General features: G+C 71.9%; 25 protein-coding genes. 20 read left to right on the top strand and 5 right to left on the bottom strand.

Translation table 11 applies throughout. The features are described 5' to 3' along the window. Positions 1–67: 67 nt before the first annotated feature. The 8 genes from HZF07_RS07800 to HZF07_RS07765 are packed head-to-tail and all read left to right on the top strand — an operon-like array spanning position 68 to position 7,054. Entirely contained in the window at positions 68–883 is an 816-nt protein-coding gene (locus HZF07_RS07800; RefSeq protein WP_157340695.1) for an oxidoreductase, read from the top strand. Then, positions 883–1,872, top strand: a complete 990-nt coding sequence (locus tag HZF07_RS07795; RefSeq protein ID WP_198346351.1) for an alpha/beta hydrolase family protein — start codon at positions 883–885, stop codon at positions 1,870–1,872. Before HZF07_RS07800 ends, HZF07_RS07795 begins: the two co-directional genes overlap by 1 nt. 9 nt (positions 1,873–1,881) lie before the next feature. Then, entirely contained in the window at positions 1,882–3,111 is a 1,230-nt protein-coding gene (locus HZF07_RS07790; RefSeq protein WP_157340693.1) for an aromatic ring-hydroxylating dioxygenase subunit alpha, read from the top strand. Continuing rightward, entirely contained in the window at positions 3,108–3,857 is a 750-nt protein-coding gene (locus HZF07_RS07785) for a hypothetical protein (protein WP_157340691.1), read from the top strand. Before HZF07_RS07790 ends, HZF07_RS07785 begins: the two co-directional genes overlap by 4 nt. After that, positions 3,854–4,819 (top strand): calponin homology domain-containing protein, encoded by a 966-nt coding sequence (locus HZF07_RS07780; RefSeq protein WP_157340689.1) that lies wholly within the window; start codon positions 3,854–3,856, stop codon positions 4,817–4,819. The genes HZF07_RS07785 and HZF07_RS07780 overlap by 4 nt, the downstream gene beginning before the upstream one ends. Further along, positions 4,816–5,631: an SDR family NAD(P)-dependent oxidoreductase gene (locus HZF07_RS07775; protein WP_181644925.1), complete on the top strand. Its 816-nt coding sequence runs from the start codon at positions 4,816–4,818 to the stop codon at positions 5,629–5,631. The genes HZF07_RS07780 and HZF07_RS07775 overlap by 4 nt, the downstream gene beginning before the upstream one ends. After that, entirely contained in the window at positions 5,631–6,311 is a 681-nt protein-coding gene (locus HZF07_RS07770) for a hypothetical protein (protein ID WP_157340687.1), read from the top strand. The genes HZF07_RS07775 and HZF07_RS07770 overlap by 1 nt, the downstream gene beginning before the upstream one ends. After that, the gene (locus HZF07_RS07765; protein WP_181644924.1) at positions 6,308–7,054 is read left to right on the top strand and encodes a maleate cis-trans isomerase family protein; all 747 of its coding nucleotides are present in this window, start codon (positions 6,308–6,310) and stop codon (positions 7,052–7,054) included. Before HZF07_RS07770 ends, HZF07_RS07765 begins: the two co-directional genes overlap by 4 nt. A 20-nt stretch (positions 7,055–7,074) precedes the next feature. Here HZF07_RS07765 and HZF07_RS07760 read toward each other — a convergent pair whose 3' ends face one another. Then, a complete protein-coding gene (locus tag HZF07_RS07760) occupies positions 7,075–7,233 on the bottom strand; it encodes a hypothetical protein (protein WP_181644923.1) in 159 nt (52 codons plus the stop codon). 2 nt (positions 7,234–7,235) lie between these two features. After that, on the bottom strand, positions 7,236–7,889 hold the full coding sequence (locus HZF07_RS07755; RefSeq protein ID WP_157340684.1) for a class E sortase: 654 nt from the start codon (positions 7,887–7,889) through the stop codon (positions 7,236–7,238). Positions 7,890–8,125: 236 nt separating this feature from the next. Between HZF07_RS07755 and HZF07_RS07750 the strand changes: the two genes are divergently transcribed. From HZF07_RS07750 to HZF07_RS07730, 5 genes are all read left to right on the top strand, one after another. Beyond that, positions 8,126–9,826, top strand: a complete 1,701-nt coding sequence (locus HZF07_RS07750; protein WP_157340683.1) for a hypothetical protein — start codon at positions 8,126–8,128, stop codon at positions 9,824–9,826. A gap of 105 nt (positions 9,827–9,931) precedes the next feature. Continuing rightward, the gene (locus tag HZF07_RS07745; RefSeq protein WP_157340681.1) at positions 9,932–10,963 is read left to right on the top strand and encodes a WxL protein peptidoglycan domain-containing protein; all 1,032 of its coding nucleotides are present in this window, start codon (positions 9,932–9,934) and stop codon (positions 10,961–10,963) included. Continuing rightward, a complete protein-coding gene (locus tag HZF07_RS07740; protein ID WP_157340678.1) occupies positions 10,960–12,189 on the top strand; it encodes a hypothetical protein in 1,230 nt (409 codons plus the stop codon). Before HZF07_RS07745 ends, HZF07_RS07740 begins: the two co-directional genes overlap by 4 nt. Next, a complete protein-coding gene (locus HZF07_RS07735; RefSeq protein ID WP_157340676.1) occupies positions 12,186–13,586 on the top strand; it encodes a hypothetical protein in 1,401 nt (466 codons plus the stop codon). Before HZF07_RS07740 ends, HZF07_RS07735 begins: the two co-directional genes overlap by 4 nt. Positions 13,587–13,681: 95 nt before the next feature. Beyond that, entirely contained in the window at positions 13,682–13,840 is a 159-nt protein-coding gene (locus tag HZF07_RS07730; RefSeq protein WP_157340674.1) for a hypothetical protein, read from the top strand. Here HZF07_RS07730 and HZF07_RS07725 read toward each other — a convergent pair. Both HZF07_RS07725 and macS read right to left on the bottom strand, forming a co-directional pair. Then, positions 13,837–14,481, bottom strand: coding sequence for a response regulator (locus HZF07_RS07725; RefSeq protein ID WP_157340673.1), 645 nt, complete (start codon positions 14,479–14,481; stop codon positions 13,837–13,839). The two genes, HZF07_RS07730 and HZF07_RS07725, sit on opposite strands and share 4 nt — an antisense overlap. Further along, a complete protein-coding gene (macS, locus tag HZF07_RS07720; protein ID WP_309504654.1) occupies positions 14,478–15,602 on the bottom strand; it encodes a MacS family sensor histidine kinase in 1,125 nt (374 codons plus the stop codon). The genes HZF07_RS07725 and macS overlap by 4 nt, the downstream gene beginning before the upstream one ends. Before the next feature lie 84 nt (positions 15,603–15,686). Here macS and HZF07_RS07715 point away from each other — a divergent pair, with 84 nt between their 5' ends. After that, on the top strand, positions 15,687–15,971 hold the full coding sequence (locus HZF07_RS07715) for a YiaA/YiaB family inner membrane protein (RefSeq protein WP_157340671.1): 285 nt from the start codon (positions 15,687–15,689) through the stop codon (positions 15,969–15,971). Positions 15,972–16,044: 73 nt separating this feature from the next. Here the strand turns inward: HZF07_RS07715 and HZF07_RS07710 are convergent, their stop codons facing one another. Next, complete coding sequence (locus HZF07_RS07710) at positions 16,045–16,674, bottom strand: class E sortase (RefSeq protein WP_157340669.1); 630 nt, start codon at positions 16,672–16,674, stop codon at positions 16,045–16,047. A 112-nt stretch (positions 16,675–16,786) separates the two neighbouring features. Here HZF07_RS07710 and HZF07_RS07705 point away from each other — a divergent pair, with 112 nt between their 5' ends. The 6 genes from HZF07_RS07705 to HZF07_RS07680 are packed head-to-tail and all read left to right on the top strand — an operon-like array spanning position 16,787 to position 25,788. Next, a complete protein-coding gene (locus HZF07_RS07705) occupies positions 16,787–18,865 on the top strand; it encodes a hypothetical protein (RefSeq protein WP_181644922.1) in 2,079 nt (692 codons plus the stop codon). Positions 18,866–18,896: 31 nt separating this feature from the next. Next, entirely contained in the window at positions 18,897–20,300 is a 1,404-nt protein-coding gene (locus tag HZF07_RS07700) for a hypothetical protein (protein ID WP_157340664.1), read from the top strand. Then, positions 20,290–21,042 (top strand): ABC transporter ATP-binding protein, encoded by a 753-nt coding sequence (locus HZF07_RS07695; protein WP_157340662.1) that lies wholly within the window; start codon positions 20,290–20,292, stop codon positions 21,040–21,042. Before HZF07_RS07700 ends, HZF07_RS07695 begins: the two co-directional genes overlap by 11 nt. Next, entirely contained in the window at positions 21,039–23,903 is a 2,865-nt protein-coding gene (locus HZF07_RS07690; RefSeq protein ID WP_157340660.1) for a branched-chain amino acid ABC transporter permease/ATP-binding protein, read from the top strand. The genes HZF07_RS07695 and HZF07_RS07690 overlap by 4 nt, the downstream gene beginning before the upstream one ends. Further along, positions 23,900–24,553 carry a neocarzinostatin apoprotein domain-containing protein gene (locus tag HZF07_RS07685; RefSeq protein WP_157340658.1) on the top strand — a complete coding sequence of 218 codons (654 nt, stop codon included), beginning with the start codon at positions 23,900–23,902 and terminating at the stop codon, positions 24,551–24,553. The genes HZF07_RS07690 and HZF07_RS07685 overlap by 4 nt, the downstream gene beginning before the upstream one ends. Next, complete coding sequence (locus tag HZF07_RS07680) at positions 24,553–25,788, top strand: hypothetical protein (protein ID WP_157340656.1); 1,236 nt, start codon at positions 24,553–24,555, stop codon at positions 25,786–25,788. The genes HZF07_RS07685 and HZF07_RS07680 overlap by 1 nt, the downstream gene beginning before the upstream one ends. The last annotated feature ends 45 nt before the right edge of the window (positions 25,789–25,833 follow it).

Here is a 25,833-nt window from a genome sequence, read left to right as displayed (position 1 = left end):
GGCAAGTTATGTACATCATATATAGTCTGATCGCACACCCCGCCGTTCGAGTCCTCCGAGGAGCCCGATGAGCCAGACCCTGAAGTCCGTGCAGGAGTTCTACGACGAGGCCCCGACGACGGACATCTCGGAGATCTTCGGGACCTGGATGGAGCTGGTCGACGGCCTCAAGGCCAGGGTGGCCGACCGGTTCGAGCTCACCCGGGACGCCTCCAGCGAGCGGCTCGAGAGCTTCGGAGGGCTGAACGGCGGCCCCACGGGCCGGATCCGCGCCTACGCCGGCCCGGAGATCGACTGGATGGTGCACTCCTACATGGAGAACGCGAAGCTCGGCTTCGCCAACATCCACCTGACGATCTGGCTCGGCCCGCAGGTCAAGGTGCCGCACTTCGGCCTGGCGCTGGGCGCGTTCCCGCAGGCCTGGATCTTCGTCGACTCCGTGCCGCGCTCCAACCTGCTCACCGACACCGACTCCTTCGACCGCTACTACGGCCCGCTCAACGCGGAGTGGGAGCAGGTCCAGCAGGACAACGACTTCCTCGCCCCGTTCGTCAGCCGCAGCGGCTTCGTCCGGGCGAGCCTGTCGCCGATGGCGCACGCCTACACAGCGCCGACCGACAGCCGCACCACCGACGTGGTCACCAAGCTCGCCACCGACCACCTCGACCGCTGGCTGCGCTGGGTCGACGAGGCGGAGCGGGTGCCGGTCGAGGAGCAGGCCGCGCTGGCCGCCGACGACCTGGCGACCCGGCGCAACATCGCCGACCGCGACCCCGCGAACGAGATGGGCGACCGGTTCTTCGGCAAGGACCTGACCGACACGCTGGTGCGCGCCCTCTGGGGTGGCGACCGCCAGCTCGCGCGCGCGCACGAGTGGGCCTGATGGGCGTGCTGGTCCGCAGCCTCCGCACGGCGGTCAGCATCCCCGGGGCGCTGGCGCCCTACGACACCGCCCACGTCACCGTCCGCTACCCGGCGCTGCCGGCACGCGACGACGTCGAGCGGATGAGCGGTCGTCTCGCGGCCGACCCCGCGGGCGCGCCGTACCCGGTCGTGGTGCTGGTCTCCGGGGTCAACTGCGCCTCCGAGGCCTACCGCTGGCTGGCCTTCCGGCTGGTCGAGGCCGGGTTCGTCGTCGTCGGCTACGACTGGGTCGGTGAGCTCTTCGCCGGCGAGTACGGCCTGACGCCGGGCGTCGACGTGGTCGCGGCCGGGCCCGAGCACTACGGCGAGCGGCCGACGACCCAGGCGCTGCGACCGGTGCTCGACGCCGTCGCCGCGCTGAACGAGGCCGGCCAGCTCGCCGGGCTGCTCGACCTCGACAAGGTCGCGCTCTTCGGGCACTCGGCGGGCGGCACGGTCGTGCTCCAGTCGGCCCGGGCGGTGTGGTTCCCGGAGGTCCGCGCGATCGTCACCTACGGCGCGCACACGATGGCCTCGCAGATGCTCGGCTACCCGCCCAGCACGCTGCTGCCCGCCGCCGTCGACGCCCCGACCCTGCTGGTCGCCGGCACCGACGACGGCGTCGTCGCCGCCAGCGCCATCCGCTACGGCGAGGACCCGAGCTCGCCCGCGCACGACCCCGTGACCCGCACCTTTAGCGAGGCGCTCCCGGAGACCACCGAGTCGTGGCTCGTGCACCTCGCCGGAGCCGGCCACCTGCTGGCCGCGCACCCCGAGGACCCCTCGACGGCGCGCGGCTTCCTCGAGACCCCCAGCGACGCCGACCCCGACCGGCTCCGGGCCGTGCTCGGGGACCTCGTCGCCACCTTCCTGACGGCCCACCTCACGGACCGCCCGGATGCCAAGTCCCGGCTCGAGCAGATCGCCGAGCACCCGCCGACCGAGATCGCCGACGTCCGTCGTCGCTAGGAGACAGTCATGTTCAAGAACTTCTGGTACGCCGTCGAATTCAGTCATGACGTGGTCGCGGGGAAGCCCAAGAAGGTCAAGATCCTCGGCCAGCAGCTGGTGCTCTACCGCAAGACCAGCGACAACTCGGTCGTCGCGATGTCCGACCTCTGCGTGCACCGTGGCGCGGCGCTGTCGAGTGGCGAGATCAAGGGCGACTGCATCGTGTGCCCCTACCACGGCTGGGAGTACAAGCCGAACGGCGAGGTGCAGAAGATCCCCGCGCACCCGGACAAGGGCATCCCGCGCAAGGCGCGGATCGACTCCTACCCGGTGCAGGAGAAGTACATGTTCGTCTGGGTCTACATGGGCGACCTCCCGGAGGAGGAGCGCCCGCCGATCCCGGACTGGTCCGACATCGACGACACCGAGAACTACCGCGCCGTCACCGGCGAGTTCCTCTGGAAGTCCAACTACGAGCGGATCCTCGAGAACGGCGTGGACGTCGCGCACACGCCGTTCGTGCACGGCGGTGTGTTCGGCAACAAGGAGAAGCCGGAGGTGCCGGAGTTCGAGATCGAGACCTCGCCGTGGCACTGCAAGGTGTCGGTGGTGCTCAACCCGCCGAACTCCAAGGGCATCTGGGGGATGCTCAACCCCAACAAGACCAAGGACCTCCAGCAGCGTCCGCCGGTGCCGGTCTCCACGACCTGGTACCTGCCGAACATGATCCTGCTCGACGTCACCACGCCGATGGGCCAGCTCAAGATCTTCGACGTCAACGTGCCGATCGACGAGGAGACCACGCTGGTCAAGTTCGTCGCGCTGCGCACGTTCTTCAAGGGCAAGTGGGCCGACCGCGACGCCCGCCGTCGCGTCTTCAAGGTGCTCTACGAGGACCAGGCGATCGTCGACACCGTCCGCCCCGAGCTGCTGCCGTTCGACCTCTCCGACGAGCTCCACGTCAAGAGCGACTACAACGCCGTCCTCTACCGCCGTCGCCGCCAGGAGCTCATCGAGGCCGGCTGGAGCGTCGAGGGCAACACGATCGTCGGGGAGGGCCCGGCCCGCGTCGAGCAGCGGGTGATCCCGTCGCCGGTCCGCAAGGAGGTCCCCGAGCTCGCGAGCGCATGGAACTTCAAGGAGGTCCGCAGCAAGGAGCTGCTGCGCGGGACCGCCGATCGCACGGCCCGCGGCGACGTGCCCCGCACTGACTCCCTGTCCACGTCCGACTCCACGATCGAGGAGATCAAGCGATGACCAGCCTGTCCGGAGCCCTGTGCCACGGCACCCTCGACACGATCGTCGAGCGCGGGGGTCTCACCGAGGTGACCGGCGCCGACGGCGGCCCGCTGCTCGAGCTCACCTCCGTCCCGTTCGGCGAGGTCGGCGAGGCGCGGGTCTTCCACGGCGACCGGATCGCCAAGGCCGTCTACGTCGGCCTCGCGGTGCCGCAGATCGGCCTCGACAGCCACATGGTGTTCGCGTTCGCACCGGCCGGCGTCCCGGTCCCGCACTTCACGTTGGACTCGGTCTTCGGCCAGGGCACCTACGCCTTCCACCTCGACCTGATCCCGCGTGCCGACCTCGGCACCCACCTGGCCTACCTGGACTGGGCGCACACGCCGCTGGACACGACGTTCGAGGAGGTCACCGGCCGCCCCGGCCTGACCAAGACCGCGATCGGCCCGCGCCAGTTCGCGATGATGTCTCCCTGGATGCTGGTGCACCGCGCCGACGAGGAGGCGTTCCGCTCGATCGACGAGCCGGTCAAGGCCTACCTGGAGCACTGGTTCGCCCTCGTCGAGGGCGGGGTGCCGGCCGAGGTCGCCGCCGACGTGGCGGACACCGACCTGGCCGCGCGCGACGAGCGCAACCGCGCCAACATCTTCAGCCCCGACGTCGACAAGGTCTGGGCCCAGGTGGAGCAGCTCATCGGCATCGAGCAGATGGAGGCCGTGCGCGGCCTGCTGCTCGACAACTCGATCCCGGGGGAGAACGCATGACCGCCGTCGACGAGGGCGTGGAGACCAGCACCTGGCAGAAGCGCATCGAGGGGGAGTGGCACGGCCGCCCGGGCCTCTTCGACGCCCAGGGCAACCACGTCGGCTTCGAGCGGGTCGACCGCGCGAGCGTGGTCGAGGACGGTGTCGCCCGCTACTGGATGAACACCCGCCTGGAGGCCAGCGGCCCGCTCCGCAACCGCTTCGAGCTCGGTGCGCAGTTCGACTTCGGCATCGTCGACTCCGACGAGAACCGGGTCTACTGCGGCCCGGACTTCTACGGCACCGGCCAGCCCTACGGACTGTTCGTAGACGCGCACTACTACTCGCCCGGCTGGCAGGCCGACCTGCGCACCTGGAACCAGGTGCTGCCCGACGGCGAGACCCAGGTCTACTCCTCGGTCCTGCACGACGGCTGGGCGGTCTGCGCGGTCTTCAACGGCATCTACAAGCGCACGTTCGACAGCGAGACCAACCCGGCGACCCAGCAGTTCGTCACCGACTGGATCGACCTGGAGACGCGGCGCGGCTCGGTGCCGCAGGTGCTGCCGACCAAGGAGAAGGGGGCCTGGACCGGCACCCTCTTCGTCAACGCCGCCGACCAGAGCGACCTGGGCACCGTCGAGGTCACCATCGAGCACGACCCGATCTCGCTGCGCCGGGCCCGCCAGCAGGTCACGTGGACCGGGGCGCTGGACCGCAGCTACGGCTTCGAGCGGGTCCGCGACGGTGCTCGCACCCAGTACGAGGGCCCCGAGGTCTTCGGCAACGCGACGTCGTACGGCCGCGCGCTCTTCACCAGCCAGCACCTGGTCGGGCCCGACGCCCGTGGCGTCGAGAAGATCAAGGGCCGCGAGGTCCTCATCGACGCCGACACCCGCGAGCTCGCCGTCGTGTGGCAGCTCTTCCGCGGCGACACCACCACGCACTTCGTGCACGGCCTGCTGACCTGGGAGACCGCGTGAGCGCCGCGTCCGGCAGGGTCGTCGTCATCACCGGCGGCACCCGGGGCATCGGCCTCGGCCTGGCCAGGGAGATGCTCGCCCGCGGCTGCCGGGTGGTGATCTGCGGCAGGTCGGACACGAGCGTGCGCGACGCGGCGGCCGAGCTCGGCGCCGCGGCGCCGGGGCGGGTGACCGGCGTCCCTGCGGACGTCACCCGGCGCGAGTCCGTGCAGGCGCTGTGGGACCACGCCGTCGCGACGTACGGCGCGGTCGACGTCTGGATCAACAACGCCGGCATCTCCGCGCCACGCCGTCCCCTGACCGAGGTCGCGGAGGGAACCGTGGCCGACGTGGTCGCCACCAACCTCTTCGGCGCCACCAACGGGTGCGTGGTCGCGCTGGCCGGGATGCAGCAGCAGCCCGCCGGCGGCTGGATCTGGAACATGGAGGGCTTCGGCTCCACCGGCCAGGTGCAGCCCGGCATGGCGACCTACGGCGCCTCGAAGCGTGCGGTGACCTACCTGACCGAGTCCCTGGTCAAGGAGACCAGGGGCACGAGCGTCAAGGTCGGCTTCGTGTCGCCGGGCATCGTCGCCACCGACCTGCTCGTGGACGACTACGACGGCCAGCCCGAGGCCTTCGAGCAGGCTCGCAAGATCTTCAACATCCTCGGCGACCGCGTCGAGACCGTGACCCCCTACCTCGCCGACGGGGTCCTCGGGGCCCAGAGGTCCGGCACCCGGGTGGCATGGCTGACGAGGTCGAAGGCGTTCGGCCGGTTCGCGACCGCGGGCTTCAAGAAGCGCGACATCTTCGCCGAGGCGACGGCCTGATGGCCGTCGACCCGTGCACCGAGTACGGCCTCGCGCTGGCGCTCGAGGACTTCGTGCCGGTGCTGCTGGCCGGCGCCGGGACCGTGGTCCTCGGGCAGGCGGCCGGGCGCGCCCTGCCCGCCGTCCGCGTGCCCGCGCTGCTGGCCGGCGCCCTCGTCACCCTCGGGGGCTTCTGCAAGGCGCTGTGGAAGACCCTGGTCGCCGCGGAGCCGTGCCGCGACTACCCGGTCCTCGAGCACCTGCTCTTCCCGTGCCTGGCCTTCGGGTTCGCGGGCATCGCCTGCGCGCTGGTCGGCGTCTGGCGGGGGCGGCAGGCGTCGTGGTGGCCGTTCCTCGTCGCACCGGTGGCCGGAGGTGCCGCCGCGCTCGCGGTGGGGGACACCTGGCCGCTGCTGATCGTCGCCGCCGTCTTCGCGGTCTTCGTCGGTGTCCTCGGGATCCGGCTGTCGCGCCGCCACGGGTTCGCGGCGGGCGTCGTGTTCTACGCGGTCTACATCGTCGGCACGCTGGTGCTGCCGCCGCTCGCCGCACGACCGCACCAGTCCGAGGAGCTGCAGTGGCTGGAGCAGGCCACCAACTCCCTCGTCCAGCTCTGCTTCCTGCTCGGCGCCCTCGGGATCCGCAAGCGGGTGACGTCGGCCGACGCCCCCACCCCGATCAGCGCAGGAGCACGTCGGTGACCGATCGTCTCGGCTACCGCCGCAAGTTCGGCGTGATCGCCCCGAGCACCAACACGATCGTCCAGCCCGAGTTCGACATGATGCGGGTCCCGGGCGTCACCTCGCACTACGGCCGGATCCTGATCCGCGACGGCCGGATCGGCGACGACGAGGGCATGGAGGCGCTGCTCGAGCAGATCCGCGCCTCGATGGCCGACTGCGTCGAGGGGATCATGACCATGCAGCCCGACTACATGGTCATGGGCATGAGCGCCGAGACGTTCTGGGACGGGGTCGAGGGCAACCGCCAGTTCGTGGCGCAGATCAAGGAGCTCTCGGGCGGCCTCGACGTGGCCACCGGTGCCGAGGCGTGCGAGCGCGCGCTGAAGCTCTTCGGCGCGCGGAGGATCGGCGTCGTGACGCCGTACACCCCGATCGGCGACGCCAACGTCCGCAGGTTCTTCACCGAGCTCGGCTTCGAGGTCGGCAGGGTCAAGGGCCTGTGCTGCCCCTCGGCGGTCTCCATCGCCCACGTGTCGGAGCAGACGCTGCGCGAGGCGATCATCGAGGTCGACGGGCCCGAGGTCGACGCGATCGTGCAGTGCGGCACCAACCTGTGCATGACCGAGCTCGCCGACGAGGCCGAGCGGTGGCTCGGCAAGCCGGTCATCGCGATCAACGCCGCCACCTGGTGGATGGCGCTGCGCGACAACGGCATCGAGGAGAGGCTCCACGGCTACGGGAGCCTCCTGCGCGACCACTGAGCCGCCCCGGCCCGGCGCCGTCACGGGCCGAGCGTGATGTCCTCGACGGAGAGGATCGGCTCCAGGGCGGGGAAGACCACGAGGTAGAGCGCCGCGAGCACGGCGACGCCGAGGGCGAGGCTCAGCAGGATCCGGACCGGCAGGGGGCCGGGCAGCTGTCGCCAGACGAAGCGGTACATCCTCAGTCCTCCTCGGCGAGGATCGCGCGGCCGCGGAGATGGCCGGTGACGATCAGCCGCTCGCTCGAGCCCCAGCGCGGGTTGCAGGTGACGAGGGTCAGCAGGGCGCGCTTCGGGCGGGCGTCCGGCTGCCCGGGCACGGGATCGAGGACGGAGACGAGGTCGGGGGAGACGATCTCGCTGCGGTCCACGACGTAGGTGTAGGTGTCCGTCGTGGTCTCGACGACAACCTCGTCGCCCCTGCGCAGCCCGTCGAGGTGGGCGAACGGCTCCCCGTGGGTGGCCCGGTGTCCGGCGACCGCGAAGTTGCCGGGCTGGCCGGGCATCGCGGTGCCGGGGAAGTGCCCCGGACCCTTGGCGAGGTCCGCGTCGGCGACCCCCTCGACCATCACCCAGGACCAGTCGTCGCCGAGACGGGGGATGGTCATGACGCCCACGGCGGAGCCGGTGTCGGGCGCGGGTGCTACGACCGTGGTGACCCCAGGACCGACGGCGTGGACTCGGTGTGCCTGCTCGACCTGGGCCTCGAACGTCGCCCGCAGCCGGCTCTGCGCGTGGGCGCTCTGCACGTCACTCCAGATGAGCAGGTAGACGACAAACGCCACGACGAGCAGGCCAAGGGTCAGGAAGATCTCCGCGACCACCCGGGTCGCCACACGAATTACCGCGCCCAACCCCATTCGGCACCTCGTCCAGACACCCGACGAATTTTGAGGGAATTTACAATATATCATTGACAATATCTCATCTACGGGCGGAATCTTCCGTCACTGCGCACCCAGATGGGCGCACCGCAGGGACAGGTCTTGCGAACTCACACATGGCCCGGCCGCACGCGACCTGGCCATACCCGAAAGGGGAAAACGGGTAGATGAGGTTCAAGAATCGTTTCTTGGCGGGGGCGGCAATCGTCACCCTCGCGACCGGTGGCGCGCTCGTCGCGGTAGCCGGGCCAGCGTCGGCGACGACGCCGACCGGCGGCTGCTGGGTCTACACGCCGACAACGCCTGCCAACATCGAGGACACCCTCCCGGCGAGCCAGACGTCGTCGACGCTGGCGCCGTGGGCGAACCCCGGTCCGGCTGACTACGTCCTGACGTCGAGCGGGTCCGCCGCGGTCGGCGGCACCCGCAACTTCTCGCTCACCTTCAACGAGGGCCCGACCAACGGTGGTCCGCCGGCCAGCGGCGTCGTGTACTACTACTTCTCCGTCAACGGCACCAACCTGCCGGCGATCAGCAAGCCGTTCTCGGCCGGCGGATCGGCGCCGATCCCGGGTGACACCATCACCGGGTCGTACGCCATCGCCAGTGCCGGCACCCAGACGATCAAGCTGAGGAAGGTCTACTACGACATCCCGACCTTCTCCACCCGGGTCGCGTGCAACGGTCAGAGCACGGGCATCAAGGTCGCGCCCAGTGGCGGCGTGAACCCGGCCACCACTCCGCTCGACACCAACATCTCGACGTCGTTCACGGCCACCGGCCCGACGGCGACGATCAGCTCGGTCACCAACCAGGTCGTGAACGGCTATGCGCGCAAGGGCGACACGATCAACTTCAACGTCTCGAACTTCACCTCGGGTGGCACGGCGGCGGTCGAGCTCTGCAACACGGCCGGCTCGTCCTGCGACGCCACGCCGGGCTCCGTCACCGTCGCCGGCGACGGCACCGGCTCGGGCTCGCTGACCGTGATCTCCAACCCGGGGACCGGCGACCGCGCGCTCAAGGTCACGCTCGGGGGCGACGTCAGCCTGACCCCGATCAAGGTCCTGGCCGCCCCGACCTTCACCACCAACATCAGCGGTGGCGGCGCAAGCACCATCGTCACCTTCGACGGAGACAACTGGGACCCCAACCAGACCGTCACGGTCGGTGGCTACAAGCCTCCGCCGCCGATCCCGCCGGGCCCCACGGGTGACGCGACGATCGACGTCACCGCTGACGGCACCGGTCACATCCACGGCACGTTCACGGTCGTCGACCCGACCACCGCGTTCGTCGGCGGCAGCCGGCTCCACTCGGCCTCGCCGGTGGTCTCGGTCTTCGCCAGCGCGCCGTTCACCTTCTCCGGTGACACGTGCAACGCCAAGGTCGGCTCCGCGACGACGGGCAGCTGCTCGCTCGTGCAGACCATGAACCTCGACATCACGGCCGGCAACCTGACCGCGTCGAAGGCCTCCGGCACCATCCTGATGCCGGGCTTCACGCTCGACGGAACGGCGCACTCGGTCACCGGTGCGCTCCGGCAGGTCACCGTCAAGGACTACCGCGGCGGTGCCCTCGGGTGGTCGCTGACCGGCAAGTTCTCGGGCCTGACCGGCCCGGCGACGATCACGCCGGACAAGCTGTCGTGGACGCCGAACTGCGCTCCGTCGGCCACGAACAACGACGACACCGTGACGACGGGCTCGGCCGGTGCCTTCACCAACTCCACGACCGCGTTGCCGGTCTGCTCCGTGGCCACCACGGCGCTGGGGGCCGACGGGGCCAGCGGTGGCGACACCCTGGTCGACGCCGCCCTGTCGCTGAGCGTCGGAGCCAACCAGAAGGCCGGCAGCTACGTCGGGACCATCACGCTCACGCTCTCGTGAGCGGTTCCTGAACCGGATGCACCACCCGTCCGGCCGGGCGCCCAGCGCCCGGCCGGACGTCTCGGGTCACGATCAACAGCTCCAACCAGACTCGGAGACCTCTGCATGACCCTCACGTCGCGCCTCGTCCGGCCGCTCCTCGCTGCGTTGCTCGCCGCTGGTGCGGTGGCTGCGCTGACGCTGTGGACCGCGCCGGTCGCACACGCCACCGACAACGGCAGCTGGGCCGTGACGCCGACGCCGCCTGCCGCCTCGAGCACGGCCCCGCGCAGCTACTTCGTCATCGACGCTGACCCGGGTGCGAAGCTCAAGGACAGCGTGCGGATCCAGAACCTGACGAACAAGCCGATCACGTTCACCATCTACGGCGCTGACGGCTTCAACACCGCCCAGGACGGGTTCTTCGCGCTCAAGGGCGCGGACGAGCCTCAGATCGACGTCGGCTCGTGGATCCGCCTGCCGGTCAGCCGGATCAAGCTCGCAGGGCGCACCCAGGCCGACGTGCCGTTCACGTTGACGGTGCCGACGAACGCCACGCCCGGAGACCACGTCGGTGCGCTGGTCGCGATGAACAACGCGATCGAAGGCACCGACGACTCCCGCGGCGTCGACATCGGCATCCAGCGCGCGGTCGGTGCGCGGCTCTACCTGCGGGTCTCCGGACCGACGACACCCGGACTCGCCGTCAGTGACGTGCATCTCGAGACCGACCGCGGCGCGATGCCGTGGACCGGGTCCGGCACGGGCATGGTGACGTACACGGTGGAGAACACCGGCAACGTCCGACTCTCGCCCACCGCGACCGTGACCGTGTCGGGTGCGGGCCACGCGGTCGACACCGTGGAGGGTGACGCGCTCGTCGACCTCCTTCCCGGCCAGCAGGTCAGCCTGTCCAGCGAGGTCGAGGGGATCCGGTGGTTCGACCGGCTCACGACCGAGGTCGTGGTGACCTCTCCCGAGGGTGCGACAGCAAAGGACAGTGACACGACCTGGCTGACCCCCTGGTCGGGGATCGGCCTCGGCCTCCTGCTCCTCATCGGGGCCGGCTTCCTCGTCCACCGCCGACGCACCGTGATGCGACGTCGCATGCGTGCGGCCGAGCAGGCACCGGTGATCACGGTTCCCACGCCGCAGTGAGGGTGCTGCTCCGGTTCGCGGCGCTCCTGCTGGTCGCGGCCCTCGGCCTCCATGCGGGAGACGCGGTCGCCGACGACGGCAGCCTCCTGCTCACTGGCTCCGTGACGCCGGGCACGGGGCTCCCGGGGAGCAGGGTCACCGTCGAGAGCGTCGGCTGGCCGGCGTTGACCCAGGTCCAGGGCGTCGTGTGCGGGGACCTCGGCGTGGGTGGGTCGACGGCGTGCGACCAGTCCGCGGGGCAGCTGGGTGCGGCCGACGCCCAGGGCCGGCTGAGGCTCGACATGATCGTCGGGACACCGCCGGCACCGTGCCCGTGCATCGTGCGCATCACGTCGTACGTCGGCCCCTCGCTGACACTCGACCTGCCGTTCACCGTGACCGGTCACCCGACCGGCACCCCGCCGGTGCCGGAGCAGCCGGAGGCCGAGGTCGTCGTCTCCGGGGTGCAGTTCGTGCCGGACCCGGGCATCGCGCCGCTCTTCGGAGCCGCGCAGGACGGCAAGTTGGTCGTCACGCTCCTCAACCGGGGCAACAAAGCGGCCGAGAACCCCTCGCTCCTGATCGGTGCCGGCAAGAGCCCGGACGTCGAGCCGACCGGCCTGACCACCACCGAGGTCGTCATCGACCCGCTCCAGACGGCCGAGGTGTCGGTCGACGCGAAGCTCCCCGTCGGCGCCTTCGGCACCTACTACCTGGCGGCCACGACCACCACCGGCGACGGCCCGGTGCTCAGCGCGACGTACACGACCTATCCCTGGGCACTGGTCGCGCTCAACGTGGTCGGGCTTGCGCTCGTCCTCGCCGGGCTGTGGCGGCGCCGGACCGCCGGCCGCCGCAGCGTCCAGGCGTCGGCCCGACACCGGTGGGAGGCCACGCCGTACCCCCTGCCCGACGTCGTGTACGTCGAGGCCGTCGGCGGCTTCCTGATCAGCCCGGAGGCCGCCGGCCGGTCCCGGATGCTCGGCCGGGTCAAGGGGCGCTTGGAGACCCGCGACCTGGCGGCCCTGCTCGGCATCGCCGGCGAGTTCCCGCCCGCAGGGACCGATGCCGTCGTCGACCTCGCGGCCGCGGACCGCTGGCTCGCGCGCCGCGGAGCGGGCGGCGTCGCCGCGGCGGTGCCCGAGGCGATCGCCGTCGGCGGGGGAGCCGCTCCCGCGGTCGTCGACCTCGACGCCGCCACCACCTGGTTCGCCCGTTCCGCCTCCCGAGGAAAAGAGAAGCGATGAAGAAGATGACGGCGTCCACTGTCCGTCGGCTCGCAGGTGTCGTGTCGTTCGGGCTCGGGTTGCTCCTGGTCGGCGGGTCGAGCGCGCTGCTCCTCGCTGCGCCTGCGTCGGCCGTCGCGCCGTCCGGCGGCTGCTGGGTCTGGTACGACGGATCGCTGGCGAAGCCGCCCGCGGCCTCGTCGAACATCTCCAGCAGCCTCGCCGCCTGGGCGGACGGTGCGACCGACTACACGCTGACGCTGACCCCGACCAACCCGCATCCCAACGAGACGGTGACGATCACGCTCGCCTGGACCAAGGGACCCAAGAACGGCGGACCGGCGGCGGCGCTGGTCGGCACCTACCGGTTCAACGTCAACGGCACGACGGTCACCGGGACCAAGGACTTCGGCACGGTGGCGGGCGCGTCGAGCGTGCCGGCCGGCAACGTCACGGCGACCTTCCCGGCGATCGCCGGCGCGAACGACGTGGTGTTCGACGGCGTCACCTTCCTGGCGTCGGTGTTCTCCATCAAGATCGACTGCAACGGGCAGACCGGCGGCACCGCCGCCGGCAACAACCCCCGCACGGCCCCGGTGTCGACGAACGTGACCGCGACGGTCACCGCGGCCGGCGACCCCGTGACGCCGAGCCCGTCGTCGTCGGCCAGCGCGTCGCCGGTGGCCAGCGCGTCGGCGAGCCCCACGGCCTCCGCGACGCCGTCGAAGACGCCGTCCGCCTCCACCTCGACGAAGCCGTCTCCGACGGCGTCCGCGTCGGCGGAGAGCGGGGGCGGCAAGGCCGCCAGCGGCTCCGTCGACTTCGACTGCACGCTCAGTCTCGGGACCCCGTTCGACTACGCGGCCAAGGTGAAGGTCAGCGGCTACCGGGCGGCCGAAGGCGACCCGGTGTCGCTGACGGCCACGATGTCCGACCTGCCCGGCATCGCGCCGGTGCCGATCGACGGTCAGATGACGGTGGAGCTCGGGATCGTCGCCGACGGCACCAAGGCGACCCTGTCCGCGGAGGACCACGCGACGGCGGCGGTCAAGGCGCCAGTAGCCGTCCCCGCCCTCACCGGTGAGGTGGCCTCCGACGCGGACGAGATGGACATCGAGATCTCGTCGTTCAGCTTCGAGTTCCCCGACCTGTCGGTGGGTGCGGACTGCACCGCGCCGGCGAAGAGCTCGATCGGCACGATGCGAGTCGGCACCGAGCCCGACGACGCGAGCGGCTCCGGCTCCGGGAGCGGCTCCGGCAGCGGATCCGGCTCGGCCTCCGGCAGCGGGTCGGGCAGCCTGCCGCACACGGGCGCGGGGGACCTGCTCCCGTTCCTCGGCCTCGCAGCCGGCGCCCTGCTTCTGATCGGCTCCGGCACCCTGCTCACCGCCCGCACGCCGTACCGGCGTCAGCACTAGCCGGGCGGCCCCCAGACGGCAGTCCCCCCGCGTCACCTGTCGGCGCGGGGGGACTGCTCCTCCCACCCACGGACCCGCCGCCTACGCTGGCCTCCGTGTACGCCGCTCTGTGGCGCCTGCTGCCCGGGCCGGTTTGGCTCAAGGTGGCCGAGGCGCTCGTCCTGCTCGCCGTCGTCCTCTGGGTGCTGCTCGCCTGGGTGTTCCCGACCGTCGAGCCGCTGCTGCCCTTCGACCGGATCACCGTGGGGGACTAGGAGTCGTCGTCCAGCCCGCGCTCGAGGGCGTAGCGGGTGAGCTCGACCCGGTTGTGCATCTGCAGCTTGCGCAGGGTGTTCTGCACGTGGTTCTGCACGGTGCGGTGCGACAGCACCAGGCGCTCGGCGATCTGGCGGTAGGACAGGCCCTTGGCGACCAGCTTGAGCACCTCGGTCTCGCGGTCGGTCAGCTGCGCCTCGCCCGGGTCCGGCTCGTCGGACCGGCGCTGGAACTCGCCGAGCACCAGCCCGGCCAAGCCAGGGGTGAAGACGGCGTCGCCCGCAGCGGTGCGGCGTACGGCGTCGAGCAGCTCCTCGCGCGACGCGGACTTCACGAGGTAGCCGGTCGCCCCGGCCGTCACCGCTGCCAGCACGTCTGCCTGCTCGCCGGACGCGGACAGGATGAGCACCCGGGCCGACGGGTCGAGGCGGGCGATCGCCGCGGTCACCTGGACACCGTCGGGCTCCGGGATCTGGAGGTCGAGGACGACGACGTCGGGGCGGGCGGCGGGAAAGCGGGCCAGCGCCTCGCGCCCGGTGGCCGCCACCGCCACCACCTCCAGCCCGGCCGCGGCGAGGTCGCGCTCGACGGCGTCGCGCCACAGGGGGTGGTCGTCGACGACCATCACGCGCAGGCTCATGCCCCGGACCCTAGCCGCGGCACGACGAGCTCCCACTCGGTGCCGAACGAGCCGGTGACAAGGTCGGCGGTGCCGCCGAGGTCGGCGACCCGGCCACGGATCGACTCCGCGACGCCGAGCCGGCCGTCGGCGGCCGCGGCGTCGAGCCGGCCGGCAGGGATGCCCGGACCGGCGTCGCGCACCGAGACCTCGACGCGGTCCGGGAACGCCTGCAGCAGCACCCACGCCGGTGCGTCCTCGCCGACGTGGCGGTGCACGTTGTCGAGGCAGGCCTGCGCGGCCGCGACCAGCTCGCGCGCGGTCCCGGCCGAGAGCTCCACGGGGGTCCCCGGGGTCGACACGGTGACGCCGGGCCGGCTCTCGAGCTGGACGAGCGCCGCCCCGAGGTCGACGGTGTCGTCGGCGCCGGCGACGACCGCGTCCTGGGCCCGGATGAGGCGGCGCAGCTCGCCCTCCTGCTCGCCGGCGAGCCGTCCGAGCTCGGCGGCCTCGCCGCCCAGCTCGCGGCCCCGCCGCTGGACGAGGGCCAGCACCTGGAGCACCCCGTCGTGGACGGCCCGCGCGAGCCGCGCGCGCTCCGCTGCGACCGCGGCCGCCCGCTCGGCCTGGTCGCGCTCGGTCGCCATCTCCTGGAGCGACTGGCACATGAAGCCGAGGATCGCGCCGCCGATCACCAGCAGGAACGCGTTGCCGTAGTCGGAGCGGTCGACGTCCTGCCGAGCCAGGTCGGCCGCGGCCAGCAGCGCACCCGCGACCAGCCCGCCGACCCAGCGGTAGTGGATGGCCCAGGCGACGAGCGCCCCGATCACCCAGAACCCGGGCAGGCTCCCGGCATCGCCCCTCATCACCCACGGGGTGGCGAGCAGCAGCGCCACGGCCAGGGCCAGGTCGGCGACCAGCAGCGCCGGCGTACGCCGCCGCGCCTCGCCGTACGCCCAGATGGCGAAGCCGGTCCACAGCGTCATCACCGCCAGGCTGGCGGCGGCCGCCGCGGGCCGCTCGACGTCGCCGGAGCGGACCACGGTCAGCACGACGACGTTCGCGAGGACGACGAGGCGCAGCACCGCGAGGGCGCGGAAGAGCCGGTCCTCGACGGCGACGGCGGCGGGGGACGGGCTCACACGCGGCAGTCTGGCACCGGCAGTCGCCGGATCTGAGTATCCGTGCGGATGTGCCGCCGGGGGCCGCCGGGCGAGGCTCGTCGCATGGACAATCCCAACGCCAAGAACACCGCCGCCTTCTACGCCCAGTCCGCCATCGCGTTCGGCCTGGCCCTCTTCGCGATCCTCGTCGCGATCTACTACCTGCCGGCCGAGCCGTGGCCCAAGGCCTTCCTCGCCCTCGGCACCGTCTTCCTCACGACCTCCGCCTTCAGCCTCGCGAAGTGCATCCGCGACGCCCACGAGGACCAGCACGTCCTCGCCCGCCTCGACCAGGCCCGCGTCGACCGGATCCTCGCCGAGCACGACCCGTGGAAGGAGGTGGCGTGACGGCCCGACGGCCATCCGGGACTCCCATCGCGACCGCCCGGTCGCGGTGGGAGTCGTGGCGTGTCCGGTCCGCTCAGGCGATGGCGTCCGGCGGGCCGGCGTCTGCCGGACGGCGCTCGACGAGCGAGGCGCCGACGACGAGCCGCTCCGTGGAGCTCCATCGGGGGTTGCAGGTGACCAGCGTGAGCGTGCGCTGGGTCGCCTTCTCTCCCGGGTGGCCGGCGACCGGCTCGAGGACCTCGGTGGCGCTGGGGGAGAGGATTCGCACCCAGGTCACCTCGTAGGTCAGCCAGCCGTCCACCGTCTCGACCACCACGTCGTCGCCGACCCCGAGCCGGTCGAGGTGGGCGAACGGCTCGCCGTGGGTGGCCCGGTGGCCGGCCACGGCGAAGTTCCCGATGCTGCCGGGCATCGCGGTGCCGGGGAAGTGGCCGGGCCCGCGGGCCAGGTCCGCGTCGCCGACCCCCTCGACGACGACCCAGCTCCAGTCCTCGCCGAGCTCCGGGATGTGCAGGATGCCGAGGCCCTCGCCGGAGTCCGGCGGCGCGAAGCGGTCCTCGACCTCCGTGCCGGTCTCCTGCGCGGCGCGGAAGTCCTCGGTGAGGTCGGCCTGAGCCGCCTCGGTGCGGTGGTTGGTCCACACGAGCAGGTAGAAGACGAAGACGGCCAGCACGACGCCGGCGGTGATGGCCAGCTCGGCCACCGCCCGGATCGTGAGCCGTGTCGCCGAACCCCACCCATTTCGCACAATGGGAATATATCATCGCCGGAACGTCGGGCGGGTGAGGTTCGAAAGGGGTGCGATGAGGCTGGCGGTGCGCAGCACGCGGCTCCGTGGGCCGCTCGCCCTGCTGCTCGTGGGGTCCGCGGCGGCGTACGGCGTCGGCCTGGTCGGCCAGTCCGCGGCGGCCGCCGCAGCGGTGACGCCGAGCGGCGGGTGCTGGAGCTACCTCCCGAGCGGTACGCCGCTGGACGCCGAGCCGGCCAACGACTTCTCGACCGCGCTCGAGCCCTGGACCGTCGACCCAGCGACGGGCGGGGTGCTGCTCGAGACGGCGGGGGCGACGGCCGTCGGCGGCACGCGCGCCGTCACGGTCACGATCGTGGGGGGGCCGGTGCTCGCGCCGGTCGACGTCGCCGGCACGGCGTCCCTCCTGCTCTCCGTGGACGGGACGCCGCTGGCGAGCCCGGTCACGGTCCCGTTCGCCGTCGCCGGTGGTGAGCCCGTCGCGAACCTCGTGGCGCCCACCCAGCAGGTGCCGGTCGGCGCCGCGGGTACCCATGGCGTCCGGCTGGACGCCGTCTACTTCGACGCGCCGGGTCTGCGGGTGGCCTGCAACGGCCAGGACTCCGGCGTTCCCAGCGGCAGCAACCCGGCGACCGAGCCGGAGCCGACCGACCTCAGCGCGTCGTGGACGACCGTCGCCGGCGCGTCCTTGACCGTCAGCGGGATCGCCGACCAGGCCGTCCGCAACGCGGCACGACCCGTGGACGTCGTCTCGGTGCAGGTGGCCGGGCTGGCGTCCTCGGCCCCTGCCACGGTCGAGCTCTGCGACGCTGCGAGCGCGTGCACGACCGTCGGAAGCCTCACGACCGCCCCCGACGGCAGCGGCAGCGGCAGCTTCGCGGTGCCGATGGACGCGCCGCTCACGACCACGACCCTGCGCGTCGGCGACGCCCCGACGAGCGCCTCCGCCGACTTCACGGTGCTCGACACGCAGCGCGTCGTCGCGGCCGAGCAGCTCGGCGTCGACTCCACGTCCGTCACCCTGACCGGTACCGGCTGGGACCCGACCCGACCGGTCACGATCCGCGGGTACGCCGGCGCGGACAGCTCGAGCGCGGTGACCGCGGATCCGCAGGTGAGCGTCCAGGTCGACGCGGCCGGCGCCTTCACCGCGACGTACGAGGTGGCCGACCGGGCGACCAGGTCGGTGATCGTCGACCAGGCGCGCACCTCGACGCACATCGGCGCCGTCTACCTCGTCTCCGGCGCGATCGGCGGGGCGGTCGACCCGGACGCCGGCGAGACGCCGGTCGACGGCGACGGCGAGGAGGTCCCGAGCGACGACGGTGAGGAGGTCCCGACCGACGACGGCGCCGGAGGCGTGACGCCGGGCGGCGTGGTGACGCCGGTCGTCCCGCCCGAGGACATCCCGCTGCCGCCGGACCTCCCCGTCGACCAGCCCGCCGTACCCGTCCCGGCCGACCCGGAGGTGGTCGAGGACCTGGCCGTCTCCGAGGCCCGCCTCGACGGGCAGGCCACGCTCTCGGAGCTGTTCGGCGGCGCGCCGAAGCGCGACCTCGTCTTCATCGTGCAGAACCTCGGGGACGCGACGGTCGACAACCCCCTCGTGCGCGTCTCCGTCGGCCGCTCCGACGACGTCGAGCCGCAGGTGGTCGACGCCGAGGTCGGCGTCCTGGACCCGGGGGAGCAGGCCGTCGTCACCGTGCCGGTCACGCTTCCGATGGCGGCGTTCGGGACCTACCACGTCGTCGGCCAGGTCGGCGAGACCGAGAACGGGGCGTTTGCGCTCGAGTGGACGACCTTCCCGTGGGGGCTCTTCGCGCTCAACGCGCTGGCGTTGACGCTCCTCGCGGTCGGCGTCCGGCACCGGCTCGGCCTGCGTCGCCGAGCGCGGGCCGCAGCACTCGGCCTCCCGGGCGGCGAGTCGGTCGTGGACCTCTCGGCGGCCGACGCCTGGTGGCGCTACCGGTCCGGGGCCGGTCCCAAGCCCGTCGTCCCGCACCCGCTCCCGCTGCTCGCTCCCGGGGGCGCGGCCGCCGGCCGGGCTCCGGACGAGCCCGTGGCGGGCGAGGCGGTCGTCGACCTGGCGGCCGCCGAGGCCTGGTGGTCCAAACGGGCTGAGGACAACGCGCCCCGAGCCTCCTGACCTACAGGAAATATCGTATATTGTCTATGAGATGCCAACCGAAGGAGTGACAGCAGCCGTGCACAGCCAGAGGAGATGGACTCGGGACCGCTCGGCGCTGCTGCGCGTCGGAGCGGTCGGTGCGGGCCTCACCCTCGCGCTCGCCGGCTGCGGCACCTTGATGCCCGGCGGCAACACCGGCGCCGCGAGCGACCTCGGCACCCAGGCGGCGGCCGGTCCCGGTCCGGGCGTCACCGGCGACACGGTCAAGGTCGTCTTCGTCGCGGTGGACCTCGACAAGGTCAAGAAGTTCACCGGCTTCAAGACCGCGTCGGTCGGTGACCAGAAGGCGCAGATCCAGGCCCTCGAGGACTGGGTCAACGACAACGGCGGCCTCGGCGGCAAGCAGATGGACGCCGTCTTCCGCCTCTACGACGCGCAGAACGACTCACCGGCTGCCGAGGAGCAGCTGTGCAACCAGATCACCCAGGACGACCAGGCGTTCGCGGTCGTCATGACCGGGCAGTACCAGACCAACGCCCGGCCCTGCTACACCGACCGGCAGACGCTGGTGCTCGACGCCTCGCTCTACGCGATGAGCACCGACTACCTCGAGGAGCAGTCGCCCTACCTCTGGACCGCCAGCTTCCCGGAGTACGGCGCGTTCGTGCGCTCCTACGTCACGGTGCTCGCCGAGCAGGGCTTCTTCGAGGGCGAGGAGGGCGTCGGCGTCGTCGCCGCGGACTCGCCGGTCAACCGCGAGACCATCGAGAACCTCGCCGTGCCGCTCCTGCGCGAGGCCGGTGTCGAGCCGGAGGTCTCGTGGGTCGACACCACCGACACCGGCACGCTCTTCATGGGACTCGAGCAGGGCGCGATCACCTTCCGCAGCAAGGACATCGACCGCGTGATGTTCCTGGGCGGCTCCCGGATGGCGTCGGTCTTCGCGACCGTCGCCGGCTCGCAGGACGGCTTCAAGCCGCGCTACGCGATCTCGAGCTTCGACAACCCGTCGTTCTTCGTGAACAACCCGGAGACGATCCCGGCGGACACGATGAACGGGATGGTCGGTGTCGGCTTCCACCCGCCGCAGGACGTGCCGGACTCGCAGCTCGATCTCCCGACCGGCGACGCCGAGACCGAGTGCCTCGGCATCTACGCCGACGCGGGCATCGAGTTCGAGTCCCGCGAGTCGGCCCGCGTGGCGCTGCCCTACTGCGACGCCGCCCGCCTGCTCAAGCTCGGCGCCGACGGCATCGACGGCGACCTCAATGCGGCCGCCTGGGCGCAGGTGGTCGACCGCGACGGGGGCGACTTCCAGAGTGCCTCCGGCCCCGGCAACGCCCTCGGCGGGGGCGGCCGCGCGGCCGTCGGCGGCTACCGCGTGCTCAAGTTCGACGAGGCGCTCGGGAACTTCGTCTACGACGGACCCGAGGTGCCCTTCGATGACGAGTGACGGCACGGCGGCGCTGTCCTGCGCCGGCATCCGCGCGTCGTACGGCCCCGTCCAGGTGCTGTTCGACGCCGGCCTCACGGTCGAGCAGGGGGAGAAGGTCGCCCTGCTCGGCCCCAACGGCGTCGGCAAGAGCACGCTGCTCAAGGTGATCGGCGGCCTGCTGCGCCCCGACGACGGCTCCGTGCACCTCGGGGGTGTCGACGTCACCCGGATGCCGACCCGCAAGCGCGTGGACCTGGGCCTGTGCCAGGTCGTCGGCCAGGCGACGTTCCCGTCGCTCACCGTGGCCGAGAACCTCGCGATGCACGGCTACACCTCCGGCAGCCGGAGGTGGACGAAGGAGGCCGTCGAGGCCGCCCTCGCTGTCTTCCCGCGGCTGCACGCGCGCCGCGACCAGCCCGCCTCGAACCTCTCCGGTGGCGAGCGACAGATGCTCGCACTGGCCAAGGCGATCGTGGCCGAGCCGAAGCTGCTCGTGATCGACGAGTTCTCCCTCGGTCTCGCTCCGGTCGTCGTCGGCGGACTGATGGAGCTCGTGCGGCGGCTCAACGAGCGAGGGAGCGCGGTGCTGCTCGTCGAGCAGTCGGTCAACGTCGCGCTGTCGCTCGTCGACCGCGTCTACATGATGGAGAAGGGCGAGATCATCGCGGAGGACACGGCGGCGGAGCTGGCCGCCGACCCGGAGCGGGTCCGCGCCCTGATGCTCGGCGGTCACGCCGTCCCCGAGGGGGCGCAGGCATGAGCGGCTTCGACTTCGGCATCGACCGGCTGGTCATCGGGCTCTTCACCGGCCTGACCTACGGCCTGCTCGCCGTCGGACTGGTGCTCGTCTACCGCTCCAGCCGGTTCGTGAACTTCGCGCACGGCTCGATCGGCGCCTTCGGCGCGTCGATGCTCGCGCTCCTCGTCGCCGACTGGGGGCTGCCCTACTGGGGCTCGTTCGTCGTCGCCATCGTGGTGGCCGCGCTGCTCTCGGGCCTCGTCGAGGTCGTCGTCGTGCGCCGCCTCGAGGGCCGTCCCGGCCTCGTCGGCATGATCGCGACGCTCGGCCTCTCGCAGCTGATCATCGTCATGTCGATGGTCATCAACAGCGACGGCGTCAGCGGCTTCACCTACCCCGAGCCGACGCTGCTGCCCACCTTCGAGATCCAGTCGCTGCCGATCGGCACGCCGTACGTCGCGATGCTCGTGCTCGCGCCGGTGCTGCTCGCCGGCCTCGGCTGGTTCCTGCGGCACCACCGGATGGGCATCGCCATCCGCGCCGCGGCCGACGACCCGGACACCGCCAGGCTCGAGGGCATCCCTGCGCGCTGGATGGCCACGCTGGCCTGGGCGATCGCCGGCGGCGTCGCGGCGTTCTCCGCGATCCTCGTGACCCCGACGACCGCCGGCGCCGGCATGGAGGGCCTCGGCCCCGATCTGCTGCTCAAGGGCCTCGCCGGCGCCGTCATCGCCCGGATGACGTCGATCCCGATCGCGATCGCGGCCTCGCTTGGGATCGGCGTCGTCGAGCAGCTGCTGCTCTCCAACCCCGACACCCGCGACCTGGTCACCGTCGTGATCGCGCTGATCATCGTCGTCGCGCTGCTCCGGCAGCCGCAGCTCGGGCGCTCCGGCCAGGACAAGGGCCGCTGGCGCCGGGTCGTGCTGCCGCCGCTGCCCGCGTCGTACCGCACGGTGCGCAGCATCGTCTGGCTGCCGCGCGTCTCCGTCGCCGTCGGCATCCTCGTCGCGGTCGGCCTGGCCTACACCGTCAGCAACGACACCGCGTCCGTGCTCACCCTGGTCGCCGGCTACACGCTGGTGGGGCTCAGCGTCGGCCTCCTGACCGGTGTCTCGGGCCAGCTGTCGCTGGGGCAGTTCGCCTACGCCGGCATCGCCGCTGCGGCGTCCGTGCACGTCTCGGAGGCGACCGAGAGCTTCCTCTTCGGCCTGCTCTGCGGCGTGGTCTCGGCGGCGCTGGCCTCCGCGCTCGTCGGCATCCCGGCGATGAGGCTCAAGGGCCTCGCCCTGGCCGTGTCCACGCTGGCCTTCGCGCTCGCGACCTCGACCTGGCTGCTGCGCCAGGAGCTCTTCCTCGGCGATGGCATCTCCCCGGCGAAGCCGACGTGGTTCGGCTACCCGGTCGAGTACGCCGTCGACTACTACCTCTTCGCGCTGCTCATGCTCTGCATCGGCGTATGGGTGACCAACAACCTGAGGCACGGCGGCTTCGGCCGGATGATCCAGGCGCTGCGCGACAACGAGCACGCGGCGCGGGCCTTCACCGTCCCCAACCGGATGCGGATGATCCAGCTGTACGCCGTGTCCGGCGCGCTCGCGGGCCTCGGCGGCATCGTGATCGGTCACGGCCAGTCGCAGCTGACCGTCAACTCCTTCCCTGCCGACGCGAGCATCGAGGTCGTCGCGGTCACCGTCGTCGGCGGTCTCACCGTCACGCTCGGTCCACTGATGGGCGCGCTGCTGCTCGTCGGCCTGCCGGCCTTCACCGGCATGGGCATGGTCGGCCAAGCCGCGCTCGCCGTGGTGTGGCTGCTCGTGGTGATCTTCCTGCCGGACGGCATCGGCGGCGTCGTCGCACGCGGCCGCGACCTGCTGTACGACGGTCTGGCTCGGCGCGCGGGCATCGACCCGATGCGGGAGCGGCACGGGGTGGTGCTCGACGAGACCGGCCACACGTCGTCGCCGCTGCACGAGAGGCCGCGGCTCGCGGGCCTGGTGCCACGGGTCGCCGTGGAGTCCGGTCGGGAGGGCTCGATCCTCACCGTCGACAGCGTCTCGCGTCGTTTCGGCGGTGTCGTGGCCGTCGACCACGTGGGCTTCGAGGTCAGCCGTGGCGAGATCCTCGGCGTCATCGGCCCCAACGGCGCCGGCAAGACGACCTGCTTCGAGATCGTCGCCGGCTTCACCAAGCCGGACCGGGGGCGGATCGTCTTCGACGGCATCGACATCACCACGGCCACGCCCGAGCAGCGGGCCCGGGAGGGCCTGGTGCGGTCCTTCCAGGACGCCGCGCTCTTCCCGACGCTCACCGTGCACGAGACGCTCATGGTCGCCCAGGAGCGCGTGGAGCCCACCCAGCTGTGGACCTCGGCCCTCGGGGTCCGCTCGGCCGAGCGCGACAAGGCAGACGCCGCCGACGAGGTGCTCGAACGCATGCGACTCACCCGCTACGCCCGGCACGCGGTCGGCGAGCTGTCGACCGGCACCCGGCGGGTCGTCGAGCTGGCCTGCCTGCTCACGCTCGAGCCCCGGGTGCTGCTGCTCGACGAGCCGTCCGCCGGGATCGCCCAGAGCGAGAGCGACGCCCTCGGTGACCTGCTGCTCGCGATCCGGGAGGAGCTCGGCACCACGATGGTCGTCATCGAGCACGACCTGCCGCTGCTGTCCCGGCTGTCCGACCGCATGATCGCGATGAACCTCGGCCGCGTCATCGCCACCGGTACCCCCGACGAGGTGCGCACCGACCCCGCGGTCGTGACGTCGTACCTCGGCGCCGACCAGGCCGCCATCCACCGCTCGGGGCTTCGGCTGGCGACACCCGAGGCCGAGCCTGCCCCCGAACAGCTGGTGACCCGCATCCAGCCCGTGACGAGTCGATGACCAACCTGGAGGAGATCGACGTGAAGAGAAGTGTGTCCCTGCTGTCCCGTGGCCTCGCCGCGGTCGCCGCGCTGCTCGTGGTGGTCGTGACGGCGCCCCCGAGCTTCGCGGCGCCCACGCTCCAGGTCAGTGCGAGCGACAACCTGACGGACGGCCAGCGGATCACGATCTCCGGGTCGGGCTTCGAGCCCAACCTGGCCAGCATCGCGATCGGCCAGTGCGTCGAGGGCTACGAGGGCCCGGCCGACTGCAACACGGCGGGCGGCGCGACGTTCCGCAACGCGGATGCGAAGGGCAACGTGTCGTCCTTCACGATCGTCGTGAAGGAGAAGTTCGGCGCCCACGACTGCACCAAGGTGCAGTGCATGATCGCGGCCGCGCCGCTCCCCAACGCCACGGACCAGGCCACGGTCGACGCCAACACCTACGAGGTCATGATCTCCTTCGGGTCGGCGGCCGCCGAGCCGAGCGAGACCGCGACGGCGGAGCCGTCGAGCACGGTGACTGAGTCGGCCGAGACGACGTCGCTGCCGAAGACCGGCGCCGGTGACTCGGTGCCGGTGCTGCTGCTCGGCGCCAGCGCCCTGCTCGCGGCCGGCGTCGGCCTGGTGCTGCTCGTGCCGGGTCGCCGCAGCCGGGAGCACGCCTGATGAGGAAGCTCGGTCTGTCTCTGGGGCTCCGCCATCCACTGGCGGCGGTGCTGGCGGTCTGCGGCCTCGTCTTGGGCACGGTCGCTGCGTTCAGCGGCAGCGCGTCGGCGGCGGCGGTCACGCTCGACCTCAAGTGCGTGACGACCATCCCCGGATCCAGCAGCAACGCGTTCGACTGGCCGGGGGCGCAGGTCGACTTCTCGGCGACCGGTCCCGCGGGCGCCACAGTGACCGTGAAGGTCTCCGACATGCCGGGGATCGCGCCGGTGAAGATGATGAACTTCCCGGGCACGTCCAGGATCGTGCTGACCTCCGCGGGCGTGACCACCACGCTCAACGGATCGGGTCCGGTCTCGAACTCCGGTGCGAAACAGCCGGTCCCGGTCCCGGACCTCACGGGGAAGCTCGACTTCGAGTTCACCTCGCTGGCCGCGGTGTTCACCAGCCTCAACCTGACGGTCTCTGGCATCTCCACCGACTGCACGCTGCCGACGGCGACGCCGAGCGCGACGCCGACGGTGCCGCCGCCGACCACGACCGCGAGCGCTACGGCTACGCCGACCGCCGCCGCGTCTGCCTCGCCGTCGACGTCGCCGTCGAAGTCCCCCACGAGCGGCGCGTCGAAGGGCGAGCCGGCCGAGGGCGACGTCGAGTTCGCCTGCGTGCTCAACCCGCTGGGAACGAAGTTCGAGTATCCGGCCACGGTCACGGTCTCGGGCTCCCGCGCCCAGGCCAAGGACGACCTCTCCGTGTCGGCCACCATGTCCGACCTGCCCGGGATCTCGCCCGTGCCGATCGACGGCCAGATGGACGTGACGCTCGACCTGGTGGTGGCCACGAAGAAGACGACCATCGAGGGCACGACCCACGCGGTTGCCGCGGCCAAGGCGCCGGTGAAGGTCCCGACGCTCTCGGGCAAGCTCGCGGTCGACGGGGACGAGGTCGACGTGTCGGTCACCGGGTTCACGTTCAACTTCGCCGCGCTGGCCATCGACGCCGACTGCCAGACCGACGCGGTCGCGATGGGCGCGATGAAGGTCGGCTCCGAGCCGGTCGACGACGAGACCGGCTCCGGCTCCGGCTCCGGCTCGGGGTCCGGGACCAGCGGTGGTGGGCTGCCGCAGACCGGTGGCGGCGACGCCCTGCCCGTGATCGCGCTGTGGGCCATCGCGCTGTCGCTGCTCGGTGCCGCGCTGCTGCTGATCGTGCCCGGGGCGGTGCGACCCAAGGCCTGACGTCCGCAGGGCGCCACGCATGACGACCGGCCCCCTCACGTCCCG

The sequence above is a fragment of the Nocardioides agri genome (assembly GCF_013778305.1).
In the GTDB taxonomy this organism is placed as follows: Bacteria; Actinomycetota; Actinomycetes; order Propionibacteriales; family Nocardioidaceae; genus Nocardioides; species Nocardioides agri.
This window is presented reverse-complemented; position numbering and strand designations above follow the sequence as displayed.